Source organism: Methanoculleus marisnigri JR1, assembly GCF_000015825.1.
GTDB classification, from domain to species: domain Archaea; phylum Halobacteriota; class Methanomicrobia; order Methanomicrobiales; family Methanoculleaceae; genus Methanoculleus; species Methanoculleus marisnigri.
Genome location: NC_009051.1, coordinates 2,173,583 through 2,199,645, shown reverse-complemented (window position 1 = coordinate 2,199,645; position 26,063 = coordinate 2,173,583). Strand labels below are relative to the sequence as shown.

Sequence of the window (26,063 nt, the reverse complement as noted above, 5' to 3'; positions counted from 1 at the left end):
ATTTTTTCGGTGTATTTTCATGACCAGACGAAAGAAGATGGTAGAGCGGGTGACGGAGCTGATGGACAAGCCGGATCGCATCCGGAACATCGGTATCGTCGCCCACATCGATCACGGAAAGACAACACTCTCGGACAATCTGCTCGCCGGCGCAGGCATGATCAGCGAGGAACTCGCCGGCCGGCAGCTCTTCATGGACTCCGACGAGGAGGAACAGGCACGCGGTATCACCATCGATGCGAGCAACGTCTCGATGGTCCACACGTACGGCGGGGAAGAGTATCTCATCAACATGATCGATACCCCCGGCCACGTGGACTTCGGCGGTGACGTGACCCGCGCCATGCGTGCGGTGGACGGCGCCGTCGTCGTGGTGGACGCGGTCGAGGGCACCATGCCCCAGACGGAGACCGTGCTCCGGCAGGCCTTGAAGGAGGGTGTCCGCCCGGTCCTCTTCATCAACAAGGTCGACCGGCTGGTCAACGAGCTGAAGGTGGACGAGCAGGAGATGCAGATCCGCCTCGCGAAGGTGATCGACAAGGTCAACAAGCTGATCAAGGGCATGAACGAGAAGATGTACAACGACGGCTGGAAGCTCGATGCCGCGAAGGGCACCGTCGCCTTCGGTTCCGCGCTCTACAACTGGGCCGTCTCCGTCCCCTTCATGAAGAGCAGCGGGGTCTCGTTCAAGGATGTCTTTGAGAAGTGCAATGCCGGCGACATGAAGTGGCTCTCAAAGAACAGTCCCCTGCACGCCGTCCTCCTCGACATGGTGGTCAAGCACCTGCCTAACCCCCTCCAGGCCCAGGACCGCCGTATCCACATCATCTGGCACGGCGACTACAATACTCCTGAGGGCAAGGCCATGGTCGCTTGTGACCCGAACGGTCCTGTCTGCATGATGGTCACCGATATATCGTTCGACCCGCACGCGGGCGAGGTCGCCACCGGCCGTCTCTTCTCGGGGACGCTCCGCCGGGGTACCGAGTGCTACATCATAGGCGCGGCGAAGCGCGCCAACCGCCTCGCTCAGGTCGGCATCTTCATGGGTGCCGAGCGGATCGAGGTGGAAGCGCTCCCGGCAGGCAACATCGCGGCCGTCACGGGCTTGAAAGACGCCATCGTCGGTTCGACCGTCACGTCGCTCATCGAGATGACTCCGTTCGAGTCGCTGAAGCACTACTCCGAGCCGGTCATGACCGTCGCCGTCGAAGCGAAGAGCATGAAGGACCTCCCGAAACTCGTCGAGGTTCTCCGCCAGATTGCGAAGGAAGACCCGACGGTCCAGGTCTCGATCAACGAGGAGACCGGCGAGCACCTGATCAGCGGCATGGGCGAGCTTCATCTCGAGATCATCACCGGCCGTATCAAGCGCGACAAGGGTGTCGATATCCTCACCTCCCCGCCGATCGTCGTCTACCGTGAGACGATCACCGGCAGCGTCGGCCCGGTCGAAGGGAAGTCGCCGAACCGTCACAACCGGTTCTATATCGAGCTCGAACCGATGGACCCGGCGATCGTGAAGATGATCCTGGACGGCGAGATCTCGATGAACCAGCAGGCGATCGAGCGGCGTGACGCTCTCGTTGCAGCCGGGATGGACAAGGACGAGGCCAAGAACGTCAAGGCGATCGAGGCCACCAACATGTTCATCGACATGACGAAGGGTATCCAGTACCTCAACGAGACGATGGAACTGGTCCTCGACGGGTGGCGCGAAGCACTCCGCGGCGGCCCGCTCGCCGACGAGCTGGTCCAGAACCTGAAGATCCGGCTGGTAGACGTGAAACTCCACGAGGACGCCATCCACCGCGGCCCCGCACAGGTCATCCCGGCGGTCAGGAGCGCCGTCAAGGCAGGCGTGCTGATGGCCGGCGACTCGCTCCTCGAGCCTATCCAGAAGATCCAGATCACGGTCCCGAGCGAGCAGATGGGTGCGGCAACCTCCCAGATCCAGGGTCGCCGCGGTCAGGTCTTCGATATGCTGAGCGAAGGCGACACGATGACGATCGTCGGTAAGGCCCCGGTCGCCGAGCTCTTCGGGTTTGCCGGCGACATCAGGTCCGCAACCGAAGGGCGCGCGATGTGGAGCACCGAGTTCGCCGGGTTCGAACTCGTCCCCGCCGGTATTGTGAACGATGTGGTCAAGGACATCCGCAAGCGCAAGGGCCTAAAAGAACAGATCCCGCGCCCGGACGACTACCTGGCGTAACGAGTATCGATATACCCTCCCGTTTCATTTTTTCCCCGGCCGTCGACGGGCGGGACGATGGTTTCGTTAGAAAAAATAGTGCGGAGTTGTTCTGCCGCGGGTTCGCCTATCGTTTCCGTGCCGCCGCGAGCAGCCCGCAGATACCGAGGGCGGTAATCGCGATCAGTCCCGGGAGCGGCGCCCGCGTCGGTTCCGGCGTCTCCGTGGCCGTCGGTTCCTCCGTAGGCGTCTCCGTGACCGTGGCTACGGTCTCTGTGGCGGTAGGGGTCGAGGCGTGGACGAACATGATGCTGTTCTCATGGAGCAGGCCGTCTGACTTGCTGTACGGGAAATACCGTCCGTAATGCCCTTTGAACGTATAGACGTTGATCGTGAAGTAACCGTCTTTCGCCACGCCGATAACCCGCTGGATCGATTTTGCAGGGTTGTCATCCTGGTATTTCCGGAGTTCCGTGATCTGGCTGAACGAATCCGCGTTGCGGAGACCCAGGAGGTCGAGGGTGATCGGTTCGGGCCCCACCTCGATCGTATCGCCGGGCTGCACCTGCTGTATACCGGTCTCCTGTGCGGCTGCCGGGACGGCGAGCGCCAGGGAAAAGACTAGGAAGATTGCGAGGAGATGTCGGGATGTCAATTTCTCATACGTCATAGTTCCAAACTTGATTTTACGATATATATGTATATTGAAATGCTGTCGGAGCTCTCGCTCCTCGTCCGGTGATTTTCCCTTTTTTTCGGCCGTTTTCTGCTCCGTCCCACGGATTCTTCCTCTCTCGACCGAATCATTGATGTAGGGAGAGGCCATCCCATGGTGGGGATGCCATGAAGGCCGACTGTCCGAATGCGGGGGGTTCTGCCGGGAGCGGGGGGCCCCCGGGACGAAAGGGGAAGGGCCCCGCCGTCCGCCGTCTTCCGGCGGTCGTCGCCGTGCCGCTCGGCGCGACCTCTGCGTTCATCGTCAGGGATCAGGGCGTGCTCCTGGTCGATACCGGTAACCCCGGGAATGAGGCGGTCGTTCTGGTCGCGATGAAGCAGGCGGGCATCAGGCCCGATGAGGTCTCCCTGATCCTGATCACGCACGGGCATCAGGAGAATTACGGGAGTGCCGACGCGCTCCGGGAACTGACCGGCGCACCGATCGCCGTTCACGATGCCGATGCCGATGCCGTGCGGGTCGGGGTCGGCGGCCTGCGCTTTCCGGTCGGGATCGTCCCGCGCCTGATCGGGCTTGCGGCCGGCAATGCCACCCCCGGCCCGGGGGGCGTTGAACCCGATATCGTCATCGGTGGCGTTGCCGACCTTGCGGCCTTCGGGATCAGGGGCAGGGTCATCCCCACGCCGGGGCATACCCCCGGCTCGGTCTCGGTTCTCGTCGCCGGCGGGACCGCCATCGTCGGCGACCTGATCTCTGCCCTGTTTCCGGGCGGGAGGGCCCGGCTGCCGTTCAGGACGGAGGACTCTGCCGCGGCGAGGAGAAGCATCCGGGGACTCCTTGCATTGGGGGTGGAACGGATCTATGCGGCGCACGGCGGCCCGTGGTCGGGTACGGAGGTGTCGGGGCGGTTCGGGAACAGCCGGTGACGGGGGATGTGCAGAAAAAGGGATGGGTTGTTACTCGATGATGAACGCCATCGAGAATGTGGTCTCGTTTCCGGTCGTCTCTTCCCAGGGCCGCTTGTAGATCGCGGAGAACTCACCGGCGCCCTCCTCGGCGGCGACGTACTCCCAGACGTGGACTCCACCGGCGCCAACGAGTTCGGTCTCCGGCGGGATGTAGGTGTCGTTCACGTACTCGAGTCCGGTCGACGAGGTGACGTTCCACTCGTAGCCGGTCGTCGGGTTCTCGGCGAGGCTGATCGTGATCTCGCTCCCTGCCGGGAGGGTGACGGTCTCGTTGGCGTTCGTCTCGTTGAAGGCGTACTCCTCCGCCGGGGCGGGCGTGGTCTCTGCCGGAGTGGGCGTTGCGGTCGGGGTTCCCTCCTCCGTCGGCTGCGACGTGCAGCCGGCACCGAGGAGGCACATTACCAGCAGTCCTGCAACCAGGACGCTGCAGATGCTCGTTCTCTGAACCATGCGGTAAGGTATCCCGCGATTGTTAAATACTTTTCTTAAACCCCTGGCAATGATATTCGCCATTTGAGCGTATCCGGATCCGATCGTTTCGGAACCGGTCTTTTAGAGTGATGTCTATGCACACTCCAAAATGATTTCGGGATGATTTTAACGGCCGGCACTGCAAAACAACAACCTATAAATATTAATCTGTCCTTTACGACGTTTTGAGGGGATTATTATGAAAATACTCTCTCCCAGAATGATCTTTCCGGCGCTCGTCGTGTTACTCGCGTTTTGTCTCATGACGGCAGGCTGTACATCGGGTTCATCGGATACGACCGATCCGGGGGTTACCCCCGGTGCCACGACGGTTCCGGCCGCCGCCGGCACCACCGTCTCCGGGGCCGCAGAGGGCGGTGTGACCGCGGTTTCGTATACGACGTTGATCTCGTTCCTCCCGGATGCGCCTGCAGGATGGACTGCAGAAGAGCCTGTAGGGGCGTCATGGACCGTCGAGGACGGCCAGTGGACCTGGGCGTCTCGTGACTACAACAGGGACGATGCCCGGGCGACGATCCTGCTCCAGGATTCAGCCCACTACGACGTGGGCTACTGGGAGTCCTGGGATTCGTTTGTTTCGTTCGAGACGACCGAGGGCTACTACAAGCAGGGCACGGTCAGCGGCCACCCGTCCTGGGAGTATTTCAGCAAACCCGATTCCTACGGCACCTGGGTCGGCGTGAACGAACGGTTCATGGTCTACGTCAGCGTCGAAGGCGGCTCTGAGCAGGACCTCCATGCGTTCGTAAACGCCGTCAACTACGGCGGCATCGCGAACCTGAAGTAATCCCTAACCCTTCTTTTTATCCCCCGGCACGGTCGTGACGATGTAGTGATACGGTCCCGACTCCGCCACCGTCCTGACCTCCAGGCCCGCCTCCGCCATCAACGCCGCCGCATGCTCCGGGCTGAACTTCTTTGCCGTCGGCGAGATGAAAATGTCTCCGCCGTTTTTTCCGATTCTACCCTGGCCGGGATGGCGGGGTTATGTCTCCTTCCTGCATTCCACCATCTCCCCGATCAGCCCGTCCCGGAGCGTGACGATGCGGCAGAAGTACTCCTTGTGCCACTCCTCGTGCGAGACCATCACGATCGTCTGGTCGAGTTCCTCGTTTAACCGCGCAAAGAGGTCGAGGATGCTCTTCGAGGTCCGGCTGTCCAGGTTTGCGCAGGGTTCGTCGGCGAGCAGGATGCTCGGGTTGTTCACGAGCGCCCTGGCTATCGCGACGCGCTGCTGCTCGCCGCCCGAGAGTTCGCTCTGCCGGTGATCCATCCGGTCGCCGAGGCCGACCCGCCGGAGGATATCGGTGCTCCGCTCGATGTACTCGGCTTTCGGTGCTCCCCGGACGAGCGACGTTAAGTAGACGTTCTCGAGCGCGGTGAGTTCCCCGATGAGCGCGTAGTCCTGGAAGACGTAGCCGAGCCGGTTCAGCCGGAAGAGGGTTCGCCGGTGGTCGGAGAGGGCGAGGACGTCGGTTCCGTCGATCGTGACCGCACCGGAGGTGGGGCGGTCGAGGAGCCCGAGGATATGGAGGAGCGTCGACTTGCCGCTGCCGCTCGCGCCCATGATCCCGACAAACTCACCCTTTGCGACCTCGAGCGAGACCCCCGCAAGGGCGCGGACCTCCACCTTCCCCATCGTGTAGACCCTCATGAGGTTTTCCGCGACGATCATCTCTTCATCCCCTGATTGCGGTGAGGATATCCTCCCGCGCGATCCGCCACGCCGGGATGTAGCCCGCCACCACCGAGACCGCGAAGAGGCTTGCGATGCTCCGGAGGATGGCCGACGCCTCCACGTCCGGGTAGACCGGGCCGCCGGGGAAGACGAGCGGGTAGGCGGTCAGGTAGGTCGTCACCCCGGCGTTCAGCCCGATCCCGACGAGAGCCCCGACGGCGGTGATGAAGAGCACCTGGAGGACGTAGGAGTTGATGATGATCTGCTGGTCGATGCCGATTGCTTTCAGGATCCCGATCTGGCGGCGCCGGTTCACGGTGTTGATGAAGATCACGATGAAGACCACCACGATGGCGATGATCAGGCTGACGAGTGTCGAGATGGCGTTGATGATGTTGAAACTCTGGATCGCCTGTTCGACGAACCCTCCCGACTTCTCCCGGAACGTCAGGACATCCTCCTGGACGCCGTAGGAGAGGATCTCCCTCTTGTATTCCTCCTCCCTGCCGTTTACCGCGGTCTTCACCAGGATCGCGGACGCCTGATCATCGAGCCCGAGCACCTCGCTCATCTCGCGGGTGGTGACGAAGGCCGCCGTATCGACGCCGAATGACTGGGTCTCGAAGATTCCCTTCACCCGGTAGGTTCGCGTCTCGCCGTTCGGGTAGGCCACCTCCACCGAATCGCCGACCTCGACCCCCCGGAGCGAAGGGAGGCCGCCTTCCTCCACCCCTTCCGTCCCCGCGAGGGTCGCGCCGATGATGATGGCGTCGGTATCGCCGTCCGAGAGGAACTCTCCCGCGGTCATATATTCGGCGATCCTGGTCACCGACCGCTCGTCTTCCGGGGTTATGCCGTAGAGCGTGCTGGCGGCGTTGCGCCCCCGGTAAACGAACGTCGCCCCGGCGGTTATACGGGGCGACGTGCCGGTGATTCCCGGGATCTGCTCGACCTTCTTCTGGAGGCCGTCCACGCCGTCGATATACCGGCTGCCTTCCCGGGGCTCGACGACCAGGTTTCCGACGTCGAAGTCGATTGACTGGGCGTCGAAGGTCACGACGACCCCGGAGATGATGGAGGGGAGGAAGACCAGGTTCACGAAGATGAGGGCGATGATCATGATGGTGAGGGCGAGCGTTCCTTGGCTCCCGCGCTGGATTGACTTCCATGCCAGGAACGCGGAGACCTTGATGCCTGAAAACACCGCGGTCATTCCTCCTTTCGCCGCCGGTACCAGTAGATCGCGGCCGCGACGGCGACGACGAGGACGGCTGCCACGGCCACGATCATCGGAAACGGGCTTTGTTCGGTGACGACAACCTGCAGGGGCTGCCTGACCGTATGTTCGCCGTAGTCGTCGGTATACCGGACGACGAGGGTGTAGCCGAACTCTCCCGCCTCGTCGGCAACGAGTGAGAAGATGGCGGGCCCGTCGTTTCCCGGCTCAATCGTCCCGAGGAACGCCTCTTTCGAACCCGGGAGGGCGAGATCCTCGATGGTCGCCCTGACCGATTCCGCATCCGCCGTCCCGGTGTTCTCCAGCCGGATCGTCAGGTCGACCGTGTCCCCGGCAGCGATCCGGGCGGGTTCGGTTCTGACGGAAGCGACGCCCATCTCGGCGCTGCCGACGACGGGGATCCCGATCGTCGCGATCTGTCTGGACGGCGCGAGATCGGCACCCCGGTAATCGACGGTGACGAGGATCGGTGTAAGCCCGAGCCGTGCGCTGGCATCGGTCTCGAAGGTCAGGTTCAGGACGGCGTCATTCCCCGCCTGGAGTTCGGGGATGTAGTAGTTCTCCGAGTTCCGCGGGGCGATCCCGCCGGAGGTGGCGTTGACGCCGACGGAGATGTCGCTCGCGCTTGCCTGACCGTCGTTATGGATGGTCAGCGTGACGTTGAAGGGGTCGCCCGGGTCGACGGACGCCGGGACGGTTCTCTCCACCCGGAGCGCGGGCCTCTTGATCAGGGCGTGCGCGGAGTTGACGTTCACCGGCACGGGATACCGCACGCTGGCCCCGTCCCGCACGCTGACCCAGACCTCCGGGAAGTAGATCCCCTCTTCTCCCGGGGCGCGAATCCGGAACGTGAGCGGGAAGGACTGGCCGGGGCCGATCTCGCCGATATCCTGGAAGCTCCCGCTCATGACCTCGACGTCCGTACTGTGCAGGAGCACGTTCTCGATGTAGGCGTTCTCCTCCGTCTCCGCAGAGGTGTTCGTCTCCCCGGTGCCGGGGTCAAGCATGATGTTGAGCGGCGATCCCGAGGACGGCATAGCCGTGCTCGTGAGCACCACGGTGATCGTCCCTTCGTCGCCGGGCATCAGGACGGCAGGGGTGACGGTGTAGTTGGAGACGATCACCGACGGGGCGGCCGCGGACGCCGCTGCCGGGATGAGCACCAGGATGAGAATGAGTGCGCCCGTGAAACAACCGATCGTTTCCCTTTTCATGCCCCTCCGGGGCGCAGCCGTAAATACCTGGATCATTCCCCATCCCTCCCGGGCGGATCGTCGGAGTCCTGGAGTCCCTGGTGTTTATATATATTCGTTGTGCACGGCTGCTCCCGCCTGTTCAGGGTGGTGCGTTATGCCGGGTATCGCGAAAACATTTTTATCACCTGCATAATATATTATGCTCGGGATACGGGCGAGCCGGTACGGGATCGATTGACCGGATGCGTGACTGCAACGATACCTCCATTCGTGATGCAACGCTTCAACACCCCTCTGTACGTTCTCATAACGCCGTGCTGCTCTCCGATCTCACTCATCAGTCCACCATTTTTTGCAGTTCTTGCCGGAGGGGCCGGCTCTTCGCACGGGGTATCCCGGGTATAGCCTCCCGGTCATGAGCTGGCTTTATGAGCCACCGGCGGTATACCCCGTCCACGTATGAGGGGGGAAGAGATGGGGGCGACCCAATGGCTGGTGACGCTGACGTTCAGGGTGACGGTAAGCGGCGTTCGTTCAAAGGACGACTCGGTGGCTGCAGGCCTGGACCAGCTCAAACTCGGACTCTGCAGCGGAGAGGACATCCCGGTGGAGGCGAGCGTCCGGAGGATAACGAACCTCGTTGAGGAGGAGCCGATCTTCGGCGTAAGGTGGTGAGCGCGGCCGGGACGAGCCTGCGGCGTCATGCGGCGGGAAGCGAATCTCCGGGGGAAAACGCTTTTTTACCCCACCGCTCTCTTCGGCCCCATGCATGAACTTCCCGAAACGATCGCCGTCGATGTCGTTCTCCTGCCGCCCGGCCCGATCATGGATATGGCGGTCGGCGCGAACCGGACGCTGCTCGCCGGCAACCTGGACGGAGGGATACGTCTCGACAGGGAGAACTGCCTCCCGCACATCTCGGTCGCGATGTTCCCGGCAAGGAGCGGGGATATCCCGGAGATCGCCGCGAAGGTTGAGCGGATTGCGCGGCAATGCTCCCCCATGGTCCTGACCATCGACTCCGTTGCGAAACACAAGAACGCGGGAGAGATCGTCTCCACCTTCCACATCCTCCGGACGGAGATCCTCCAGCTCTTTCACAAGAGCGTGATGAACGCCCTGAAACCCTACCTGGCGCCCGCGGCGGGTCCGGAGATGTTTGCCGGGGAAGCGTCCGCCCCGTCCGTCGACTGCCTTCTGCGGTTCCAGAAGACCTCCGCGTACGAGCACTACTCGCCGCACATCACGATCGGGTTCGGCGATCTCCCGGAGATCATACCCGGGATCGACTTCCCCGTCCGGTTCGAGGCGGCGAAGGCCGCTCTCTGCCACCTCGGGAGCCACTGTACCTGCCGCCGGATCCTTGCCGGGTTCGATCTCGGCGTCCGGGCGCACGGCGATCGCGGCAGGACGGCGGCTCGCCGGTAGAACGGAGTTACAACAGCAGCGCTTTCACGTACGGCCGCGTACAGGCGACGCACCCTGAGTAGCGGTCGATCGTCCCGGTCTCGAGAACCTCGACTGTCGGGGGCTCCCGCCGCATGCGGTCCGGGAACTCCGGATCGTGCTTCGTCATCACCCGCAGGAAGACCGCAAGCGGCATGAACGGCCGGGCCTGCACCGGGACGATCCGGAAGTCCGCATAGTCCGAATCAAGCGTCGAGTTCCGGGCGAGGTCCTCGTCGAAGTAGAGGATGATCGCTACGTCGCGGCGTTCCTGCAGGTCTTTCAGGCGATCGAGCCCGAGCCGTCCGCCGACTGCGAGGCCGATCGCTTCGAGTCCCGCCGGTTCTCCGGGAGAGAAGGTCTCATAACCCGATTCTGTCATGGTATTTCCTCCTCCATAGCGTTTCACGGGGAGTAACTTCTTTTCTCCGGCGGCACGCTCCGCACGCCTTCGGGATACTTTCTTAACCGCGACATCCCCAGTACCTGCATGGATCCGTTTGCGGCCGAAGCAGCGTCCCGGAGAACCCCTTCCGCCGCTATCTGCCGGAGGCGTTGCGGATGAAACTGACCGTCCTCGTGGATAACACCACCCTCACCGACCGCTACTTCCTCGCGGAACCGGGGCTCTCGATCCACATCGAGGACGGCGGGACCCGGGTTCTCTTCGATGCCGGCTACTCGGGTATCTTCGTCGAGAACGCCCGGAAGATGGGGATCGACCTCCTCCGCGTCGATGATGTCGTCATCTCCCACGGTCACCTTGACCACACCTGGGGACTCGACGCTCTCATCCGGCTCCATACCGAGGCCATCTTCGAGGGCCGCGAGCGTGTCGAACCCACGTTCATCGCCCACCCCGATGCGTTCCTCACCCGGAGCTGCGACGGCGTCGGGGAGATCGGGTGCCACCTCTCGGTCGAGGAACTCTTCCGGCACGGGAAAGTCCTCCTCACCGCGGCCCCGCTCTGGCTGACGGAGAACCTGGTCTTCCTCGGCGAGATCGAGCGGCGGTTCGAGTTCGAGAGGGCGCCCCCGTGCGGCTACATCTACACCCCGGACGGCATCCGGGACGACACCGTCGTCGACGATACCGCGCTCGCCTGCAGGACCGAGGATGGGCTCGTCGTCATAACCGGCTGCTCTCACTCAGGGATCTGCTCGATTGTCGAGCAGGCGCGCGAGGTCTGCGACGAAGACCGGGTTGCCGACGTCATCGGCGGGTTCCATCTCCTCGATGCGCCGCCGGAGCAGATAGAGGGTATCCTCGACTACTTTTCCGATGTCCGGCCGGCTGCCCTCCACCCCTGCCACTGCACCGACCTCGCGGCAAAGATTGCCCTTGCAAAGGTGGCGAACGTCCGCGAGACCGGCGTCGGGCTGCACCTGGAGTACGGGTAGATCAGGGGGCGGGTTCCCGGAGGGCCGGTATCTGTAGACGCCTTTTTCCTGAGATCGAATCCCCTCCCAATGATCCATGCATTACTGGCTCACGCGAAGATGCGAAGAGGAGTTCCTCTCAGCGACATACCGAACTTCGCGCTCTTCGCGGCTTCGCGCGAGGTTGTCATCGGGATGGCAAATAAGCCTCACGCGAAGAGCGCGAAGCCGCGAAGGGATGTATCAACACGCTCCTATGCTCCGGGTTGCACCTGCCATTGCGAACGGCTCTCCCTCCCCGTCTTGAGGGTTTTGAAGTGATTTCAGGAGTTGGACCCCCCGAGGGCCGGGATCGCCCCGTGCTCCGTCTCGTAGGCGCGGACGGCCTTTGGGGCGCCGAGGAGGAAGCGGCGGGCGTTGTTATAGATCGCCGGGTGTGCACCCGGATCGAGGGTGGAGAGGAGGTCGGCGAGCACCGCGACCGCCGGCACCCGGTGGCGGGGTTCCATCCCATCGATGAACGCGAACGCATCCAGGGCCCGGACGGCGCTGTACTCGTTGACCGGGGCGAGCCGCCGGAGCACCTCCGCAAGGTAGGCCCGCCCCTCTTCGGTCTCGAGCGACCGCTTCCTGTTCAGCGCAAACCGCCCATAGAGCGCCCGCTGCTGGTCGGCCTGCTCGAATGCGAAGGCCGGCGAGGACTCGATCCGCTGCAGGATGGGAACGAGGTCGTCGCAGTCGCTCCCGGCGACGGCGGCGAGGAAGGATTCCCACGCGCCGGGGCTTCTTGCCGACTCTGCCGCGAACGATTCGAGGATCTCCTGCCGTTCCGGAGCGCTGCTCTCGAGGATCAGCGAGAACGCGGTGAGCCGGTCGGTGGCGGCCGTTGCTTCCCGGAACTGGCGGAGGAGCAGCCGGTGAACCTCCGGGGTGTCGCGTGTCGCGAGGATCGAAAGACAGGCGTTTTTCCTCTGCCGTTGCCGGATCGCCGCGGCCTCTTCCTCCAGGTTCCCCGACGCGGCGGGAGCGTCTTTTGCCGCCTGCCGGTAGATGCGGAGGAGGGTCTCGCCGCCCCGTGCGGCGACGGCGGCATAGATGGTCTGCCGCGCGTCATGGAGTGTGCGGTAACGGTGGGCGAACCGCTCGTCCTCGACCGAGGGGAAGATGGTCAGGAACTGCCCGCCCGCCTCCTCCATGAGAGCGTCGTCGGCGAGGAGGGCCGCGCAGAGGTCGGCGAACCGGTCGGAGACGGCTGCGTCCGGCTCCTCGAGGAGCCGGAGCATCTCCCGGTCGGCGAGCGCGAGGAACGCGGTGAACCGGCCGACGACATCGGGGTCTTTCCCGACCTGGAGGTAGAGTTCGTCCTCCGGCGGCTGGTATGCCGTCTTCCCGTAGAAGGAGCAGCCGCGGTTGAGCGAGAGGAACGCGGGCCGATCGACGCCGTCGAGGACGATCTCTCCGGCCTCGTCGGCGATCCGGGCGGTCGTCTCCCTGATATCCCTCCCGTCGGCATCGACGAGCGCGAACCGGAACGGGAACTCCCGGAGACGGCCGCCGGGCGAGCGGTTCTGGCTGTAGGCGAGGGTGAACCGGCGCTCGCCCGGGTCATACGAGGAGGTTACCGTGAGGACCGGGTACTCCTTCTCCTTCAGCCAGACCGCGGCCATCCCCGTGAAGTCCTGCCCCGAGACCTCCTCCATGCAGCGTATCCAGTCCGTCCGCGAGGCGTTCGCGTGCCGGAACCGGTCGTGGTAGCGGCCGAGCGCTTCTGCAAACGCCTCTTTTCCCATCAGCGTCTCGATCATCCTGACGAACTCGGGGGCCTTCACGTAGGTGACGCCGGTGATGAGGTCGTTCGGGTCGTTGAACCCGTCCGGCTCGATCGGCATCGAACCCGCGCCCCGGTCGAGCGTGAGCGTCCCGTCCGCAGGGTCGAGGAGTTCGAGCACGGTCTTGAGCCGCGAGTAGGCCTCGCCGAAGAGGAAGGCGTGGTGCTGGTTCTCGACGTGGACGGTCACGGCCTCGTTCAGCCAGATCTCGAACGGGCTCCACCCCGTCACCTCGGAGCCGTTCTCGTTGTGGTAGTACTCGTGGACCTTCACCCTGACCAGGTACTCGAGGGCCGGGTCGGTGGTATCGGGGCCGGGTATGATCCGGTTTGCGGCGATCGTCGTATTCCCGACGTTCTCCATCCCGCCGAAGTCGGAGTTCTGCATGGCGATCTCCCGGTAGACCGCCCCGGTGTAGGCGTAGCCCGGCGTGATGGTCGAGATGAGGTCTTTGAGCGTCTTCCTGGTCTCTTCGAGCGCCTCAAGATCCCCGGAGCGTTTCGCCTCGTCCCGAACCCGCACAAGCCGCCACACCTCCTCGCGGGTCTCGCGGTCACGGTACTGCGCCTGGCCGGTGAAGAGGTGGATCCACATCACCGCGTCCGCGAGGATCTCGAGCGCACGCTCCGCAGCCGTAGCATCCGAGCCGGGTTTCGCAAGGAGTTCGAGGAAGAACGTCCGTCCGTCGGGGTACTCGAACTCGCGCCGATAGGTGTCGTAGCACCCCACCCCGAGGAAGAAGAGGTAGGGGGCCATGGGGGTTCTGGTGTTCTCGTACCTCTGCACGGAGCGGCCGGGAGCGCAGGGGATCCGCGGCCCTGCCGGATCCCCGTTCGATATGGTGTTCGTATACCCGCTATCCGCGACGATCGTCGTCGTGTAGGTGCACTTCGCGGTCATGTCGTCGAGGCAGGGAACCAGCCGCTGGAACCCCCACTGCTGGCACTGGGTGATCTGGGTGGGCGGCCCGCCGGGGTAGAATCCGTCGTAGTAGAGGCCTTCGAGGACGTGGCTGCTCGGCCGGCAGATCGTCTCGGTATCGAGGGTGAACCGTGTCCGGGGCGGGACGGGGGGGTCGAAGGCGACGGTGAGGAGTGCGGCGTCCCGGTCGTAGGTATGGGTGACGGTGTATCCGGCGGACTCCACGCGGAGGATGTCCAGGTCGCGGGCGTTCAGGGCGAGGGACGCAAGCGGCGCGTCAAAGGTCTCGGCGGTGAGGGCGGAGACGACCCGGGTGTGCCCGTCGTAGACGTCGAAGACGAGATCCATGTGGACGACCCGGACGGGGAGCGCCCCGAAGTCCTCCGGGTAGTAGCGAAAGAGCCTGCGCTCTCCGCTTTCTCTCCCGGTCAAAATCCCGCCTCGCCGGTGATCTCGCGGAGGGCACGGCGGATCGCCGTTCGGACCTCGGGCTCCTCCTCGTCCTCGAGCGCGGCGGAGAGGGTGCCTGCTGCCCTCCTGTCGCGGAGTTTCCCGAGTGCCTCGGCAGCGGCAGCCCTGACGTCTTTCTTGTTGTCACCGAGAAGGCCGAGGAGGGGCTCGACCGCGCGCCGATCGCCGATCTCGCCGAGAGACCAGGCGGCACCGCGCCGCGCCCACCGGTCGCGGTCCTCGAGGAGGACGAGGAGTTGTTCGACTGCCCGCGCGTCGCGCAGTCTCCCGAGCGCCTGCGCGGCGACCCACCTGACCTCGTTCTCGCGGTCCGCGAGAGCGGCGATCAGCGGCTCGACTGCCCGCGGATCGGCGCATTCCCCGAGCGCCTCGGCCGCCCGCAGCCGGTAGGGGGTGCTCTCGTCCGAGAGCTGCTCGATGTACTTGCCGATGTTCTCCTCGCGCCGCTTCTCCCTGTCCTCCATGAGGCGTTTTACCGAGCGCTCCATCTCAATCCCTCCTGATTATCGCCGCACACCAGATGTCGTTTACGGTATATAGCACCTGGCACGACGTCTTCCCGCCCTGCCGGCGGAGGATTCGCCGCCCCGCGCGCCGGTCACGCGGATGCTTCTTCTTCCTCGCCGACGACGTCGAACGCGACGATCCTGTAGTTGTAATACCGTCCGTCCGGGGCGGTGAAGAAGAGGAAGACCATCAACCCGTGCTCGTCCGAGATCCAGAGTTCGGCGTCTTCGTCGATGGTGTGGTACTCGAAGCCGAACCCGGAAAGCGCCTCCTCGATGGCGGTGTCTGCACCCATGTCCCTGACCATCTCGAACGTCGCGGCCAGGGGGTACTGCCGTTCCTCGAGTGCGGATACCTGGAGCCGGGCCTGCCTCTCCGCAAGGAAGAGGTTGTCCAGGGTGGCCATGATCTCCTGTGCGACCGAATCCACTTCGTCCGGCTCCATATCTGTACCTTGGATTTACCGGTTATATGGATGTTGGGCGCCTGCACCGGGGAGGGCGCGAAGCCCCCTGCGGAACCGGGGATTGATCATTTCTCTTCTGCCGGTGCACGGGGAAATAATTTTTCTTCAGGGTGGCCGGAGACGTCCTCATCCTCGCCATGCCGCCACCATAGCGAAACCCTAAAACATCCTGGTGCAGATAGAAGTCTAATGGCAGAAGGCAGGCTCAAGATTGTCGTTTTTGGTTCCTTCAATGCGGGCAAGTCCAGTTTCATCCAGGCGCTCGATCCCCGCAGCCGTCACATCGAGGCGTCCTCGGAAGAGGGCCCCACGACCGTTGCATTCGATTTCGGCAGATTGACGGTGGGAGACAGGGCCGTTTTTCTCTTCGGGACACCGGGGCAGGAGCGGTTCGAGTTTGTCCGGCAGATCCTCTCGCGGGGGATGGACGGCGCGATCATCGTCGTGGACGCCACCACGGGAGTGGACGCGATGACAAGGCACCTGTATGGCCAGCTGAAAGACCTCAAGGTGCCGCTCGCGTTCATGGCGAACAAGTGCGACAGTCCCGGCGCGGTGCCCGAGGCCGTCAGCCGGGATCTCCCCGGGGAGATGGTGCATCCAATCTCCGCGCGAAACGGCGAGAACGTCCATGCGGCTCTTGACGCCTTTGTCGCGACTCTGCCCGCCAGGTAGCGATCATTTTTACTGCCAGCGGGTCGTTCTTTTCTACGGACAATGACCCGCAAAGAGACCCATATCAAGGAGGTTGCCCGGCTGCTCACAAGTTTTCTTTCGAGCGGCGACGCCGGGGATCTTCTTGCCTACCTGAGCGCGGAGAGCCGTCTTCCCGGGCCCCGGGCGAATCTCGAGCTTGCGGCGGCGTTTGCCGGGACCGTGCAGGAGTTTGCCGTTGCCGATCCCGACGATCTGCAGATCCTGTGGAACCTCTGCGTCGAGCTGGCCTGCGTCTCGCCCGAGGATGCCCCGACGGGCGATCCGCACGAGTTTCTCGGATTCTGCGGTGTTCGGGGTATCGGGGCGATCGGGTCGGTATCGCCGCCATGCGTCGAGGCGGCGCTCAAACATCTCGCGGAGGCCTCCGCCGATCCGCGGTGGCGAATCAGGGAAGCGGTGGCGATGGGGCTTCAGGATCTCCTCTCCCGGCAGCGGGATACGGCGGTTCCGGAACTGGAAGGCTGGGTGGAGGGGGGTTCCTGGCTTGCCATGCGGGCCGCGGTCGCGGGGATTGCCGAGCCGGACCTCCTGGCCGAACCCGACCTCGCAGAGACGGCGCTCCGGTTCCACCGGAAGATCCTGATCCGCGTCTACACCGCGAAAGAGCGGCAGTCCGAGGCTTTCCGCGCGCTTCGAAAGGCGCTCGGCTACACGCTCAGCGTGGTCATCGCCGCCCTTCCCGCGTTTGGCTTTGAGTACCTGCGGCAACTTGCGACCCTCGACGATCAGGATATCCGGTGGATCGTGAGAGAGAACCTCAAAAAGAAGAGGCTCGAGAAGCAGTATCCCGAGACGGTGCAGCACATCCGGGCGCAGCTGGCGTAGAGCATGACCGGGAGGAGGATATGGCCCGGGCCGGGTGCGATCACCCGCCGTTTTTCGTCTATTGTGGGGGTCCATCGCACCCCGGCTCTTGAAACCCGTGTCTGGGTCCGCAACTCTTACACCCCGTAGCGCTCCCACGCCTCCTCGACGTGCAGCGCCTGCATCCCGAATCTCCGGGGAGCATCGACGTCGTTCTCGGCGTTGTCCCCGATGAAGAGAACTTCGGGGGCGGAAAGCCGCATCCGCTCGAGCGCCGCCGCGTATATCCGGTCATCCGGTTTCTGGTAGCCGAGGTCTGAAGAGAAGATGACGAAGCCGAGACGGTCGTAGAGCCCGAGCGCCCGCATCTCGCGCTCCGAGAAGACCCGCTGCCCGTTCGAGACGACCCCCGTCTTCTTTGCGCCGAAGAGGTCGAGCAGCTCCCGGGTCCTCTCGATGACACCGAGACGCCGGAGTGACGCGGCCCGGAACGCCCGGGCGGACTCGATGCCGAGCCGCTTCGTGTCGATCTTCCAGACGGCATGTTCGGCACAGATGCCGGCAAAGACCTCCTCGACCCGAACCTCGGAGTAGGGGCCTCCGGCCCGCTCGATCGCCTCCCTGACCCCGCCGGTGTAGAGATCCTGCAGGTCCTCGGGAGCGATCCTGACCCCCTGGTAGATGAGCCATCGCGAGAGGCACCGGTAGGTCTCGATATCCCCTTCGTCGGTCAGGACGTCGATGAGCGTCCCGTAGCAGTCGAAGAGAACTCCCGTTACCGGTGGATCGCGCCGAGACATGCCTCCGCCTCCGCTAAAAGCCAGTCACGTTCCGCCGTCCGCCAGGGCAGCCGTGCGATCCTGAGGTGCCCGAGCGCCATGAAGAAGGGGAGGACGGCGGTATGGTGCCGGAACTCCTCTTCACTACGGCTGTAGTGCCAGAGCAGGTGGCCGATGTAGTCTTCGGCAGTCGAAATGCTCCCGCCCGATGCCCTGAGTTCCGCGGCCAGGATGCCGAGATCGCGAACCGGGTGGGTGTGGTTCCGGGCCCCTTCGAAGTCGATCGCACAGACCCCGCCGTCGAAGAGATAGTTGCTGAGCGTGGCATCGCCGTGGACCGTGCACCCCTCCCGGTCGAGCCGCGTACTGTGCCACCACGCCCCGAGCAGGCGGTCGAACCACTTCCTCAAGGGTCCGGGAAGGCCGTTCTGGTCGAGCACTGCGTGGAAGTAGGCGAAATCGCGTTCCCGTTTGCATGAGGTTCGCGTGCCGTCGTGGAGCCGGCGGAGCAGGTGTGCGACGCCGGTCAGGGGGTCGTACAGGGATACCCCCGCATCGAGGAGTTCCCGCAGGGTCGGGCCCGGGACGTACTCGGTCACGAGGACGAATTTAAACCGGCTGTTCGTGGCGATGGCATGGGGGACGCGGATCCAGCCGGACACACGGTGGAGCCGCGAAAACTCGTTTTTCATCGCCGCATCTGCGTTGTAGCGGGTTCTCGCACCGGTCGGCGCGCCGAAGAATTTGCCGACTACGGTCAATCCCGTTCCGGGAAACTCGTACCGGCAGACGACATGCGATGCAGGCTCCATCCGGCAAGCCCGGATCGTACCGTGCCACCCGGCCAACCGGTCGGCGAGGACTTCCGCGAGCCAGTTCCCGAACGCATCGTCGGCCTTCAGGTATCCTTTCCCGGTGATCAACTGCCGTACCACCGGGAGGTCCTGAGGTTCTGCAGGGCAATGAAGATACTCGTGGAGACCCACACCTTTTTACCGTCCCGACGTCTTAACCGGGTGCACCGGCATCGGCGTGGGTGACGAGCCATGATACCGTTTCGCGAATTTCTTGAGAAGATCCGGCCTGTCGTCGACCGCCGGATCGCGGAGACGGCAGGCGGCGAGGGCGAGATCGACTCCGCCGTCCTCGCTCTCCTCTCGAAGGGAAAGCGGATGCGGGCAGGACTCCTTCTCTACATCCACGCCGGTCTCGCCCGCACGGCAGCACCCACCCGACAGGCACTCGACCTCGCCTGCGCCGTCGAGCTCGCCCACGCCGCAAGCCTCATCCTCGACGACATGCTGGACGGGGATACCGCACGGCGGGGCGTTCCCTCTCTTCACCTCACCCGGGGAGAGGGGCGGGCGGTTCTCGACGCCGTCGGCATCCTCGCCCTCCCCTACGCGCTTGCCGCTCCTTACGGTGCCGGATACGTGACGATGCTTGCGTCGGCCCAGCGGAAGATGGCCCGGGGCGTGGCCTGGGAGATGCTCGGGGGCCCGGATCTCCCGGCGGCCGAACTCTACGACGCGATCGTCGCCAGAAAGACGGGGTGCCTCTTCTCGCTCGCGGCCGCCTGGGGTGCCATGGTGACGGGGAAGGAGGATGCGGTCGTCGCCGCGTTCGGCGAGTTCGGCCTCGCCGCCGGGAAGGCGATGCAGGTCGCCGACGACATCGCGGATCTCCGCGCACCCGGTGCGGGGGTCCGGGGCTCCCGACCGGGGTCGGAGGCGCTCCTCCTCCGGTGCGTCCCGGGGAATAACGGAACCCGGCAGGCGCTTGGACGGATTCTCGAGCGGGAGGTGAGCGGTGCGGCCGCCCGGATCACGAACGCCGGACGGCGGCGGGTGCCGCCGGAAGCGTGGGAACCGTTCGGGCAGGCGGTCAGGGATATCGTGGGGCTCACGATGGCGGGAGAAGTGCCTGCCGGGTGACGGCACGCCGTTCCCGATTCCCTGCTTCGAGACGTTTGCGCAACGATAAATACCGCTCCGCCCCACACTCTTTTGAGAGATCATGCCGGTAATAACCATTCGTATGGCCGAAGGACGGACGCTTGAGCAGAAACGGGTACTCGCAGACGAGATCACCGCCGCGGTCACGAAGACGTTCGGCGTCGAGCCGCAGGTGGTCACCATCTTCTTCGAGGAACTCAAGACCGAGAGCATCGCCCGGGCAGGAAAACTCCTCTCGGAGTCGTAGCACCTTGATCGCCGAACACTTTTTTGCTAAAAGACGCCTCCCGTGAACGGACGGAACCATGGCACGCGAACTTGACGAGAGGGACTTTGCCATCCTGAGAAAACTGGCGCCCGAGTACAGCGGTGTCCTCTGCCCGGAGTCGGGCCACGAGTTCCACTCGATCCTCCCGCCGGTCTCCAACCACATCGCAGCGGACGAGGAGGATTTTGCGGAGCGAGTCGCCCGGCTCTCGGACGAGGACTGGGGGTACCTCGCCGACCAGATCCTCGCCGGCCGGGAGGACCTCGGGTGCATGCCCGAAGAGGATATCGAGACCGTTCTCGTTCGCATCCGTGAGGCGGTATCGGAGGAGGCGGCCGGGAGGGTCGAGCGGCTCTACCACCTCTCCGGGTGCGGGTTGCTCTAAGGATTGGCCGCATCCGGAAACGGTATATGCCCCGGCGACAACCAGACCCTTATGGAATTAAAAGAGCAACTTTCCGGCGTCCCCGGGATGCTCCGGCCGTTCAAGGCATACCTCAAGGAGGCAGGCCTCGAAGAGGGCGATCAGGTCGTCTACTACGGCTGCCCCGGCACCTGCACCCCTTTTATCGAACTCCTGGGGTTCGCCGTCCGGGATCTCCCCCTCGAGCAGGTCTACGTGCCGTACGTGGACGAGGCGGCGGCGAAGACGGTTCGCCCCGTCGAGGGTGTCGGGATGCAGGTCTCCGGCGACGCGGTCAGCCTCGACCCGAAGGTGATCGTCCTGATGGGCGGGCTCGCGATGCCGGGCGTCCCGGTCGAGAAAGAAGCGGTGCAGTCGGTCGTCGCCGCCCATCCCGGGGCGAAGGTCGTGGGCATCTGTTTCATGCAGATGTTTGAGAAGATGGGCTGGCTCGACGCTCTTGATTTCGACCTGATCATCGACGCCGCCATTGACCCGGTCAAGGTCTGGCGGTGACTATCCGGCAGGCCGCCGGCGGCGCGGGAGAGGCCGGCGGCTCCCGAGCCCGGCTCGACCGGGGGAGGATGAACCGGAACGCCGCGCCGCGTCCGGGACGCCCCGGAACCCGGTCGTCGACCCATACCCGACCGCCGTAGCGTTCGACCAGGGTGCGGGTGATGTAGAGGCCGAGCCCTTTTCCGCTCCTGCTGCTCGTCCCCCGCGCAAAACGGGTGAAGAGGGTTGGTTTGACCGCGTCGGATACTCCCGGCCCGGTATCCTCGATCGAGACCAGAACCTTATCGCCGCTCTCCTCGACCCTGACGGCGATCTCGACTCCCGGATCCCCGAACTTGATGCTGTTGCCGATGAGATTGGCAAAGACTTCGGAGAGAAGGTCGTCGGCCATGACCCTGACTGTCTCTCCGCTGTAGGCGATCCGGGCACCAGGATGGTGGGCAATCTCGGCCCTGACGACAGCGTCGAGGTCGACGGGCTTCGTCGCTGTCTCATGGGAATGTAGCCTTCTTATCGTCGTGACGTTCTGGATGATCTCGATGCTCCGGCCGACGCCGGCCCTGAGTTTTCGGACCATCTCCTGGCCCCCCCCGTCGAGCATCGCCTCGAGCAGGTCGGCATACCCGAGAGCGACGCCGTTCGCGTTGTTGATGTCGTGCGTCATGATGTCGAGGTAGAGGTTTGCCTCGTCATGGGCCTTCCGCATCTCCTCTTCGGCCCGGATACGATCGGTGATGTCGGCTCCCGACCCGATTATCCCGATCGGCTGACCGTCGTCTCCGGTAAGCACGGTGTCCTGCCACGCGAGGATCAGTTCGTCGCCGCTCCGCGTGACGACAGGGTGCTCCCGCTGCCCTGGAATGCTGGTTTTCCGGGCAATCATCTCATTAAAGGTCTGCCGTCGCACCTCCCGGAACGCTCCGGGAACAACCGTATCGAACCAGTCTTTCCCGAGCAGTTCCTCTTCCCGGTAGCCGAGCACCTCGCACCCGTGGCGGTTGACGAGCCGGATGGTATGGTCGGTGCCGATGACGACGAAGAGGACGCCCGCCACGTCCAGGTAACGCTGCACGAGATCCCTCTGTCTCTTCACCTCCTGCTCCCGCCCTTTGAGCTGCTCGGAGAGGGACGCGACGACGAAAGCGATGACGACGAACATCAGCGCGCGCCCGTAGTCGTTCAGGGTCAGGAGTTCGGGTCGATAAAGGAGGCTGCTGATGACGACGAGCCCGCCGAGAAAGATGGCGACCAGTATGCTCCGTTTCTCCCACCAGAGCGCGGTCAGGATGATCGGGATGTAGAAGAAGTGCGAAAAGACGGTCCCGAGCATCAGGATGGCGTGGAAGTAGTAGGTCAGGAAGACCGATATTGCGAGGAGTGCCATGACGATGGCCACTCGCTGGTGTTCGGTAAGGGTAGTCACGGGGTACCACCTCGGCAGGGAAATATATAATCATAATAATATATAATTGTGAGTATGAATGCTGCCCCGGGATTCCGGCGGGTTGTCGGAAATCAGGGTCTATGTGGCGATTTTTGAGGGGGTTGGAAACAGGAGATCCGCCGGGTTGTGGCCGCCGCCTCTCCCGGAGGGATGCAACGGAGCGCTTCCCCGGTACGGGAGCATTCTGCCGGATGCAGCCGGTTTTCTGCAAACTGCCTATGTTTAATAGGTCGTAGAGCGAAACTATTCCAACTACCCGCTTCACTGGTGCGGTTGCCCGCAGGGCCGCGTCGCGTGACGCGGTATCGTGCAGCGCACCGTGCCGTCACTGCCCGGGAAAGCCCGGCACCACGAGAAGAATGCACCCGCTGGTGAATCCGTGTCAACAGACCTTGCCAAAGCACTTAAAGCAACAGGCTATGCAGATGCCGAGATTCCTCCCCTGATGGAGTCATTCCCTCCCGCCGTCACCGAGTACCTGCGGGATTTCCGACTGCAGGAGGTTCGCGACATCGTCGAGACACTTCTCTACATCTACATCGCCCAGAACAGCGCGTCGTCCCGGGGAGAAGGGGCGGGGGTGGTCGAACAGAGTTGTTACGCCTACACGTCCGGGCCGCTCTTTGCGCTCAGGCAGGTCGGCCTCATCGAGTCCGCCTCCTGGCACGGCACGACGGTGTTAACGGCGACTTCTACCGGCGAGGCGATAGCCCGGCCGCTGATGGAGGCACGGCTCCGGGCGCTGGACATCGAGAGTCTCGCCCGCGAGATCCACGAGATCGTCCCGGCACTTCTCGCAGGGACCGTGAAGGGGTCGTTCGTCAACAAGACCTTCCCATCCACGCTCCCCCGCACCGAAGAGACGTTCATCAGTTTCCTCCTCAACAACAGTCCGGGCCTTTTTCTCGAGTGCGAACGGTTCGCCTCCCGGCTCAGGGCCGCCGGGTGCGCGGTTCTCGCCTACGCCTACGATCTCGACGGTGCAAAGGCCGACGGCGTCGTCTACACCTTCCCGCCGGAGTTCGCGTACATCCTCAAGGGGGTGCTCGAACAGATCGATCCGGCGATCAGGGAGCACTACGACATGCTCCTCGAGTCGTTCTACTCGACGTTCACCGTTCTGCGCTACCTTGCCTGCGGCGAGGACTACGACCGTATCCGCGCATCGCCTGCCCACCGCCGCGAACTCGCGAGGGTGCTCTCGGAACTCGACGACGCGATCTACGTCCTCGAGGGGGTGCGCGAGGAGGACGGGGTCGACCTCGCCCGGTTCATCGTCAAGGACCGCAACCTCTACGATACGCTTCTGCGCGACCTTGAACAGGCGCTGATGGCCGAGATCGCCGAGAAGATCGTCATCGATGGTTCCGCCCCGGCAGCGGAGCCTTCCTCCCCCACCCCGGAGGAACCGTCTCCCGCCGCGGAAGAGATCCCGGTCGGAACACCCGCGGCCGAGGAGGAGTGGGAAGAGTTCGTCTTCCCCGACGAAGAGGAGGAAGAGGAGATGGAGGAACCGCTCCCGATCACGCCGCCGCCCGCACGCCGGCGTGCCGCCCCGTCCCCCGGCCCTTCCTCAAATGCCGTCTTTGTGGAACGCCGTTCCCCCGAACCGTCACACGTCCCGGCAGGAGCACCCCGGTCGGGGGGGTTCGACATCTTCCTCGGGCATGCGCAGGACGGGCAGCAGGTCAACTGGTCGCCCGGCCAGCTCAACAACGGCCACATGATCATCCTCGGCGGTTCGGGCGCCGGCAAGACCGAGACGATCCGGTGCGTCGCCTCAGAGCTCGCGGCAAAGGAGATGCCGGTCGTCCTGATCGATTTCCACGGGGACATGGCCGCAAGCGACGGGGATATCCGGTCGTACAAGATCCGCGAGGGCGGTGAGTACTACTTCAACCCGCTGGAACTCGACCCCGATATCGACGAGATCACCCCGCTCCGGGCGACCTCGGACTTCGTCGACGCCATCTCGATCAACTTCCCGACGCTCGGCATCCAGCAGCGCCGGAAGATCAAGAACATCATCAAGGACTGCTACCGGATGTCCGGGATCACGGGGAAGACCGAGACCTGGACACGGGTGCTCGACTTCGACGACATCGAGGGCGAGATCATGAACTGCGAGGACGAAGCAATACCGGCCTACCTCGAGGACATCTTCGACTACAAGCTCTTCTCGGGGGAGGAGAAGATCTCGATCCCCACGATCCTCTCCGGCGGGATCACCCATATCAACTTAAACGCTCTCCCGGAGAACCTGCGCTACCTCTTCGCGGACCTCTTCCTCCGGCGGATCTACTATACCCTCCAGGCGACGGGCGAGATCCCGCGCGGAACGGAGGACGAGCGGGCGAAGTTCCGGCTCTTCGTGATTGTCGACGAGGCGAAACTCCTGGTGAGCCAGAAGAGCGGTTCGAAGTCCTCGATCAAGGCGGTCTTGAACAAGTACGCGACCGAGATGCGGAAATTCGGGGTCTCGCTGATCCTCGCGTCGCAGCTGATCGCCCACTTCAACGAGGAGATCCTTGCAAACATCGCCGTGAAGTTCTGTATGCGCTCCGAGAACAAAAAGCAGGCCCAGGAAAACGCCAAGTTCTTCGAGGTGAGCGAGAAGGATCTTCTCAACTTCCAGCCGGGAGAGGGGATCCTGATCATCGGTTCGGAGAAGATGAACGTCCGGATCGTCCCGACATCCGGCCGGAAGCCCTGACCGGGAAAACTCTTATCTCCCGGCAGCGCCGGTGTTCTGGTATGGCCGGCCCTGACATGCTTGATGAGTACCACGAGAAGAGGGATTTCTCCCGGACGCCGGAGCCGCCGGGGGAACGGGAGGTTTCCTCCCGTCCCATCTTCGTCATCCAGAAACACGCAGCGACCACGCTCCACTACGATTTCCGCCTGGAGGTCGACGGGGTGCTGAAGTCCTGGGCGGTTCCGAAAGGGCCGTCAATGAGCCCGAAGGAGAAGCGCCTCGCCGTGCCGACGGAGGATCATCCGCTCGAGTACGCCGACTTCGAGGGCGTCATTCCGGAGGGGAGTTACGGTGCGGGAACGGTTCTCGTCTGGGACCGTGGGACCTACCAGAACCTCACGGGGAGGAAGGGGGAGAGGATCGAGGTCGCTGAGGCCGTGAGGAGGGGCCACGTCTCTTTCCTGCTCGATGGGGAGAAGATCCGGGGTGGGTACGCTCTCACCCGTTTCAGGACCGGGAAAGGGGAGGCCTGGCTCCTCGTGAAGATGGACGATGCCGAGGCCGACCCCGGCAGAAACCCGGTCGCGACGGAGCCCCGATCGGTCGTCTCCGGGCGAACGATCGAGGAGATCGGAGCGGGGAGGAAGGAGTGACGGGCGAGCCGCCGCGGAGGAGGCCCCCCGATATCCCCGCTGAGATGGGCGAGTTCATCTGCCCGGTCTGCGGCAGGCGGTATCCCACGGTTGAAGATCTACATGCGCACGTCCGGCGCATGCACCGGCGCCCCCCGGAGGTCCGGTGAAGGAATCTGCCTGCGGCAGGTCGTGTCCAGAGACCCCGGCGGGGTGCGTGACTGCGGGTCGGGGGTGCGCGTTGTCCGGCAAAGATGCCCTGATTTCAGGTGCCGGGAGAGGGGTTCCGTAGTCGTCGCCCGACTGCCTTTCGGTCGGGATACAGGCCTGTGCGAGGGTGGATATTTCCTATCTCCAACTTATTGGTTTTTCACATCCGAAATGATATCGGG

General features: G+C 63.9%; 26 protein-coding genes. 14 read left to right on the top strand and 12 right to left on the bottom strand.

Annotated features, from left to right (window positions below):
* Positions 1–19 precede the first annotated feature (19 nt).
* Positions 20–2,212 carry an elongation factor EF-2 gene (locus MEMAR_RS10885; protein ID WP_011845037.1) on the top strand — a complete coding sequence of 731 codons (2,193 nt, stop codon included), beginning with the start codon at positions 20–22 and terminating at the stop codon, positions 2,210–2,212.
* 106 nt (positions 2,213–2,318) lie between these two features.
* On the opposite strand, the gene MEMAR_RS13195 is transcribed toward MEMAR_RS10885, so the two are convergent.
* Positions 2,319–2,861, bottom strand: a complete 543-nt coding sequence (locus MEMAR_RS13195) for a hypothetical protein (RefSeq protein WP_011845036.1) — start codon at positions 2,859–2,861, stop codon at positions 2,319–2,321.
* A gap of 173 nt (positions 2,862–3,034) precedes the next feature.
* Here MEMAR_RS13195 and MEMAR_RS10875 point away from each other — a divergent pair, with 173 nt between their 5' ends.
* Positions 3,035–3,793 (top strand): MBL fold metallo-hydrolase, encoded by a 759-nt coding sequence (locus MEMAR_RS10875; protein ID WP_011845035.1) that lies wholly within the window; start codon positions 3,035–3,037, stop codon positions 3,791–3,793.
* Between the two features lie 30 nt (positions 3,794–3,823).
* On the opposite strand, the gene MEMAR_RS10870 is transcribed toward MEMAR_RS10875, so the two are convergent.
* Positions 3,824–4,285 (bottom strand): protease inhibitor I42 family protein, encoded by a 462-nt coding sequence (locus MEMAR_RS10870; protein WP_143706398.1) that lies wholly within the window; start codon positions 4,283–4,285, stop codon positions 3,824–3,826.
* A gap of 220 nt (positions 4,286–4,505) precedes the next feature.
* Here MEMAR_RS10870 and MEMAR_RS10865 point away from each other — a divergent pair, with 220 nt between their 5' ends.
* Positions 4,506–5,114, top strand: a complete 609-nt coding sequence (locus MEMAR_RS10865) for a hypothetical protein (protein WP_011845033.1) — start codon at positions 4,506–4,508, stop codon at positions 5,112–5,114.
* Between the two features lie 198 nt (positions 5,115–5,312).
* On the opposite strand, the gene MEMAR_RS10860 is transcribed toward MEMAR_RS10865, so the two are convergent.
* The 3 genes from MEMAR_RS10860 to MEMAR_RS10850 are packed head-to-tail and all read right to left on the bottom strand — an operon-like array spanning position 5,313 to position 8,456.
* Positions 5,313–6,002, bottom strand: coding sequence for an ABC transporter ATP-binding protein (locus MEMAR_RS10860; RefSeq protein WP_011845032.1), 690 nt, complete (start codon positions 6,000–6,002; stop codon positions 5,313–5,315).
* 4 nt (positions 6,003–6,006) lie between these two features.
* The gene (locus MEMAR_RS10855; RefSeq protein ID WP_052291870.1) at positions 6,007–7,218 is read right to left on the bottom strand and encodes an ABC transporter permease; all 1,212 of its coding nucleotides are present in this window, start codon (positions 7,216–7,218) and stop codon (positions 6,007–6,009) included.
* A complete protein-coding gene (locus MEMAR_RS10850; RefSeq protein WP_245526602.1) occupies positions 7,215–8,456 on the bottom strand; it encodes a COG1361 S-layer family protein in 1,242 nt (413 codons plus the stop codon). The genes MEMAR_RS10855 and MEMAR_RS10850 overlap by 4 nt, the downstream gene beginning before the upstream one ends.
* Positions 8,457–8,897: 441 nt before the next feature.
* Between MEMAR_RS10850 and MEMAR_RS10845 the strand changes: the two genes are divergently transcribed.
* Together MEMAR_RS10845 and MEMAR_RS10840 are read left to right on the top strand one after the other, a co-directional pair.
* Positions 8,898–9,113, top strand: coding sequence for a hypothetical protein (locus MEMAR_RS10845; RefSeq protein ID WP_011845029.1), 216 nt, complete (start codon positions 8,898–8,900; stop codon positions 9,111–9,113).
* Positions 9,114–9,140: 27 nt separating this feature from the next.
* Entirely contained in the window at positions 9,141–9,866 is a 726-nt protein-coding gene (locus MEMAR_RS10840) for a 2'-5' RNA ligase family protein (RefSeq protein ID WP_011845028.1), read from the top strand.
* 7 nt (positions 9,867–9,873) lie between these two features.
* Here the strand turns inward: MEMAR_RS10840 and MEMAR_RS10835 are convergent, their stop codons facing one another.
* Positions 9,874–10,266 (bottom strand): hypothetical protein, encoded by a 393-nt coding sequence (locus MEMAR_RS10835; protein WP_011845027.1) that lies wholly within the window; start codon positions 10,264–10,266, stop codon positions 9,874–9,876.
* 179 nt (positions 10,267–10,445) lie between these two features.
* Between MEMAR_RS10835 and MEMAR_RS10830 the strand changes: the two genes are divergently transcribed.
* Positions 10,446–11,285, top strand: a complete 840-nt coding sequence (locus MEMAR_RS10830; RefSeq protein WP_011845026.1) for an MBL fold metallo-hydrolase — start codon at positions 10,446–10,448, stop codon at positions 11,283–11,285.
* 302 nt (positions 11,286–11,587) lie between these two features.
* Here the strand turns inward: MEMAR_RS10830 and MEMAR_RS10825 are convergent, their stop codons facing one another.
* From MEMAR_RS10825 to MEMAR_RS10815, 3 genes are all read right to left on the bottom strand, one after another.
* Complete coding sequence (locus MEMAR_RS10825) at positions 11,588–14,446, bottom strand: M1 family metallopeptidase (protein WP_011845025.1); 2,859 nt, start codon at positions 14,444–14,446, stop codon at positions 11,588–11,590.
* Entirely contained in the window at positions 14,443–14,973 is a 531-nt protein-coding gene (locus MEMAR_RS10820; protein WP_011845024.1) for a HEAT repeat domain-containing protein, read from the bottom strand. Before MEMAR_RS10820 ends, MEMAR_RS10825 begins: the two co-directional genes overlap by 4 nt.
* A 110-nt stretch (positions 14,974–15,083) precedes the next feature.
* Positions 15,084–15,437 carry a hypothetical protein gene (locus tag MEMAR_RS10815; RefSeq protein WP_011845023.1) on the bottom strand — a complete coding sequence of 118 codons (354 nt, stop codon included), beginning with the start codon at positions 15,435–15,437 and terminating at the stop codon, positions 15,084–15,086.
* 210 nt (positions 15,438–15,647) lie between these two features.
* On the opposite strand from MEMAR_RS10815, the gene MEMAR_RS10810 reads away from it, so the two are divergent.
* Together MEMAR_RS10810 and MEMAR_RS10805 are read left to right on the top strand one after the other, a co-directional pair.
* Positions 15,648–16,133 carry a GTP-binding protein gene (locus tag MEMAR_RS10810; RefSeq protein WP_011845022.1) on the top strand — a complete coding sequence of 162 codons (486 nt, stop codon included), beginning with the start codon at positions 15,648–15,650 and terminating at the stop codon, positions 16,131–16,133.
* Between the two features lie 42 nt (positions 16,134–16,175).
* The gene (locus MEMAR_RS10805) at positions 16,176–17,000 is read left to right on the top strand and encodes a hypothetical protein (protein ID WP_011845021.1); all 825 of its coding nucleotides are present in this window, start codon (positions 16,176–16,178) and stop codon (positions 16,998–17,000) included.
* 116 nt (positions 17,001–17,116) lie between these two features.
* On the opposite strand, the gene MEMAR_RS10800 is transcribed toward MEMAR_RS10805, so the two are convergent.
* Both MEMAR_RS10800 and MEMAR_RS10795 read right to left on the bottom strand, forming a co-directional pair.
* Complete coding sequence (locus MEMAR_RS10800; RefSeq protein WP_011845020.1) at positions 17,117–17,779, bottom strand: HAD family hydrolase; 663 nt, start codon at positions 17,777–17,779, stop codon at positions 17,117–17,119.
* Positions 17,755–18,681, bottom strand: a complete 927-nt coding sequence (locus MEMAR_RS10795) for a phosphotransferase (RefSeq protein WP_048063845.1) — start codon at positions 18,679–18,681, stop codon at positions 17,755–17,757. Before MEMAR_RS10795 ends, MEMAR_RS10800 begins: the two co-directional genes overlap by 25 nt.
* A 123-nt stretch (positions 18,682–18,804) precedes the next feature.
* Here MEMAR_RS10795 and MEMAR_RS10790 point away from each other — a divergent pair, with 123 nt between their 5' ends.
* The 4 genes from MEMAR_RS10790 to MEMAR_RS10775 all read left to right on the top strand — a co-directional run bounded on the left by MEMAR_RS10790 (position 18,805) and on the right by MEMAR_RS10775 (position 20,900).
* Positions 18,805–19,692, top strand: a complete 888-nt coding sequence (locus tag MEMAR_RS10790) for a polyprenyl synthetase family protein (RefSeq protein WP_011845018.1) — start codon at positions 18,805–18,807, stop codon at positions 19,690–19,692.
* A gap of 82 nt (positions 19,693–19,774) precedes the next feature.
* Complete coding sequence (locus tag MEMAR_RS10785; RefSeq protein WP_011845017.1) at positions 19,775–19,960, top strand: 2-hydroxymuconate tautomerase; 186 nt, start codon at positions 19,775–19,777, stop codon at positions 19,958–19,960.
* Between the two features lie 58 nt (positions 19,961–20,018).
* Entirely contained in the window at positions 20,019–20,366 is a 348-nt protein-coding gene (locus MEMAR_RS10780; RefSeq protein WP_011845016.1) for a hypothetical protein, read from the top strand.
* Between the two features lie 51 nt (positions 20,367–20,417).
* Positions 20,418–20,900 (top strand): DUF2124 domain-containing protein, encoded by a 483-nt coding sequence (locus tag MEMAR_RS10775; RefSeq protein ID WP_011845015.1) that lies wholly within the window; start codon positions 20,418–20,420, stop codon positions 20,898–20,900.
* On the opposite strand, the gene MEMAR_RS10770 is transcribed toward MEMAR_RS10775, so the two are convergent.
* Entirely contained in the window at positions 20,884–22,323 is a 1,440-nt protein-coding gene (locus MEMAR_RS10770) for a sensor histidine kinase (protein ID WP_143706396.1), read from the bottom strand. The two genes, MEMAR_RS10775 and MEMAR_RS10770, sit on opposite strands and share 17 nt — an antisense overlap.
* 466 nt (positions 22,324–22,789) lie before the next feature.
* Between MEMAR_RS10770 and MEMAR_RS10765 the strand changes: the two genes are divergently transcribed.
* Entirely contained in the window at positions 22,790–25,057 is a 2,268-nt protein-coding gene (locus tag MEMAR_RS10765; RefSeq protein ID WP_245526601.1) for an ATP-binding protein, read from the top strand.
* A 41-nt stretch (positions 25,058–25,098) separates the two neighbouring features.
* Complete coding sequence (locus MEMAR_RS10760) at positions 25,099–25,692, top strand: DNA polymerase ligase N-terminal domain-containing protein (protein WP_011845011.1); 594 nt, start codon at positions 25,099–25,101, stop codon at positions 25,690–25,692.
* Positions 25,693–26,063: the final 371 nt, after the last annotated feature.

Excerpts from the sequence above, each read along its gene's own strand:
- MEMAR_RS10785 (WP_011845017.1), top strand. The coding sequence starts at position 19,775 with ATGCCGGTAATAACCATTCGTATGGCCGAAGGACGGACGCTTGAGCAG.
- MEMAR_RS10875 (WP_011845035.1), top strand. The coding sequence starts at position 3,035 with ATGAAGGCCGACTGTCCGAATGCGGGGGGTTCTGCCGGGAGCGGGGGG.
- MEMAR_RS10815 (WP_011845023.1), bottom strand. The coding sequence starts at position 15,437 with ATGGAGCCGGACGAAGTGGATTCGGTCGCACAGGAGATCATGGCCACC.
- MEMAR_RS10800 (WP_011845020.1), bottom strand. The coding sequence starts at position 17,779 with ATGTCTCGGCGCGATCCACCGGTAACGGGAGTTCTCTTCGACTGCTAC.
- MEMAR_RS10850 (WP_245526602.1), bottom strand. The coding sequence starts at position 8,456 with ATGAAAAGGGAAACGATCGGTTGTTTCACGGGCGCACTCATTCTCATC.
- MEMAR_RS10805 (WP_011845021.1), top strand. The coding sequence starts at position 16,176 with ATGACCCGCAAAGAGACCCATATCAAGGAGGTTGCCCGGCTGCTCACA.
- MEMAR_RS10855 (WP_052291870.1), bottom strand. The coding sequence starts at position 7,218 with ATGACCGCGGTGTTTTCAGGCATCAAGGTCTCCGCGTTCCTGGCATGG.
- MEMAR_RS10775 (WP_011845015.1), top strand. The coding sequence starts at position 20,418 with ATGGAATTAAAAGAGCAACTTTCCGGCGTCCCCGGGATGCTCCGGCCG.
- MEMAR_RS10790 (WP_011845018.1), top strand. The coding sequence starts at position 18,805 with ATGATACCGTTTCGCGAATTTCTTGAGAAGATCCGGCCTGTCGTCGAC.
- MEMAR_RS10870 (WP_143706398.1), bottom strand. The coding sequence starts at position 4,285 with ATGGTTCAGAGAACGAGCATCTGCAGCGTCCTGGTTGCAGGACTGCTG.
- MEMAR_RS10835 (WP_011845027.1), bottom strand. The coding sequence starts at position 10,266 with ATGACAGAATCGGGTTATGAGACCTTCTCTCCCGGAGAACCGGCGGGA.
- MEMAR_RS10760 (WP_011845011.1), top strand. The coding sequence starts at position 25,099 with ATGGCCGGCCCTGACATGCTTGATGAGTACCACGAGAAGAGGGATTTC.
- MEMAR_RS10830 (WP_011845026.1), top strand. The coding sequence starts at position 10,446 with ATGAAACTGACCGTCCTCGTGGATAACACCACCCTCACCGACCGCTAC.
- MEMAR_RS10820 (WP_011845024.1), bottom strand. The coding sequence starts at position 14,973 with ATGGAGCGCTCGGTAAAACGCCTCATGGAGGACAGGGAGAAGCGGCGC.
- MEMAR_RS10840 (WP_011845028.1), top strand. The coding sequence starts at position 9,141 with ATGCGGCGGGAAGCGAATCTCCGGGGGAAAACGCTTTTTTACCCCACC.
- MEMAR_RS13195 (WP_011845036.1), bottom strand. The coding sequence starts at position 2,861 with ATGACGTATGAGAAATTGACATCCCGACATCTCCTCGCAATCTTCCTA.
- MEMAR_RS10765 (WP_245526601.1), top strand. The coding sequence starts at position 22,790 with ATGGAGTCATTCCCTCCCGCCGTCACCGAGTACCTGCGGGATTTCCGA.
- MEMAR_RS10845 (WP_011845029.1), top strand. The coding sequence starts at position 8,898 with ATGAGGGGGGAAGAGATGGGGGCGACCCAATGGCTGGTGACGCTGACG.
- MEMAR_RS10865 (WP_011845033.1), top strand. The coding sequence starts at position 4,506 with ATGAAAATACTCTCTCCCAGAATGATCTTTCCGGCGCTCGTCGTGTTA.
- MEMAR_RS10810 (WP_011845022.1), top strand. The coding sequence starts at position 15,648 with ATGGCAGAAGGCAGGCTCAAGATTGTCGTTTTTGGTTCCTTCAATGCG.
- MEMAR_RS10780 (WP_011845016.1), top strand. The coding sequence starts at position 20,019 with ATGGCACGCGAACTTGACGAGAGGGACTTTGCCATCCTGAGAAAACTG.
- MEMAR_RS10860 (WP_011845032.1), bottom strand. The coding sequence starts at position 6,002 with ATGATCGTCGCGGAAAACCTCATGAGGGTCTACACGATGGGGAAGGTG.
- MEMAR_RS10885 (WP_011845037.1), top strand. The coding sequence starts at position 20 with ATGACCAGACGAAAGAAGATGGTAGAGCGGGTGACGGAGCTGATGGAC.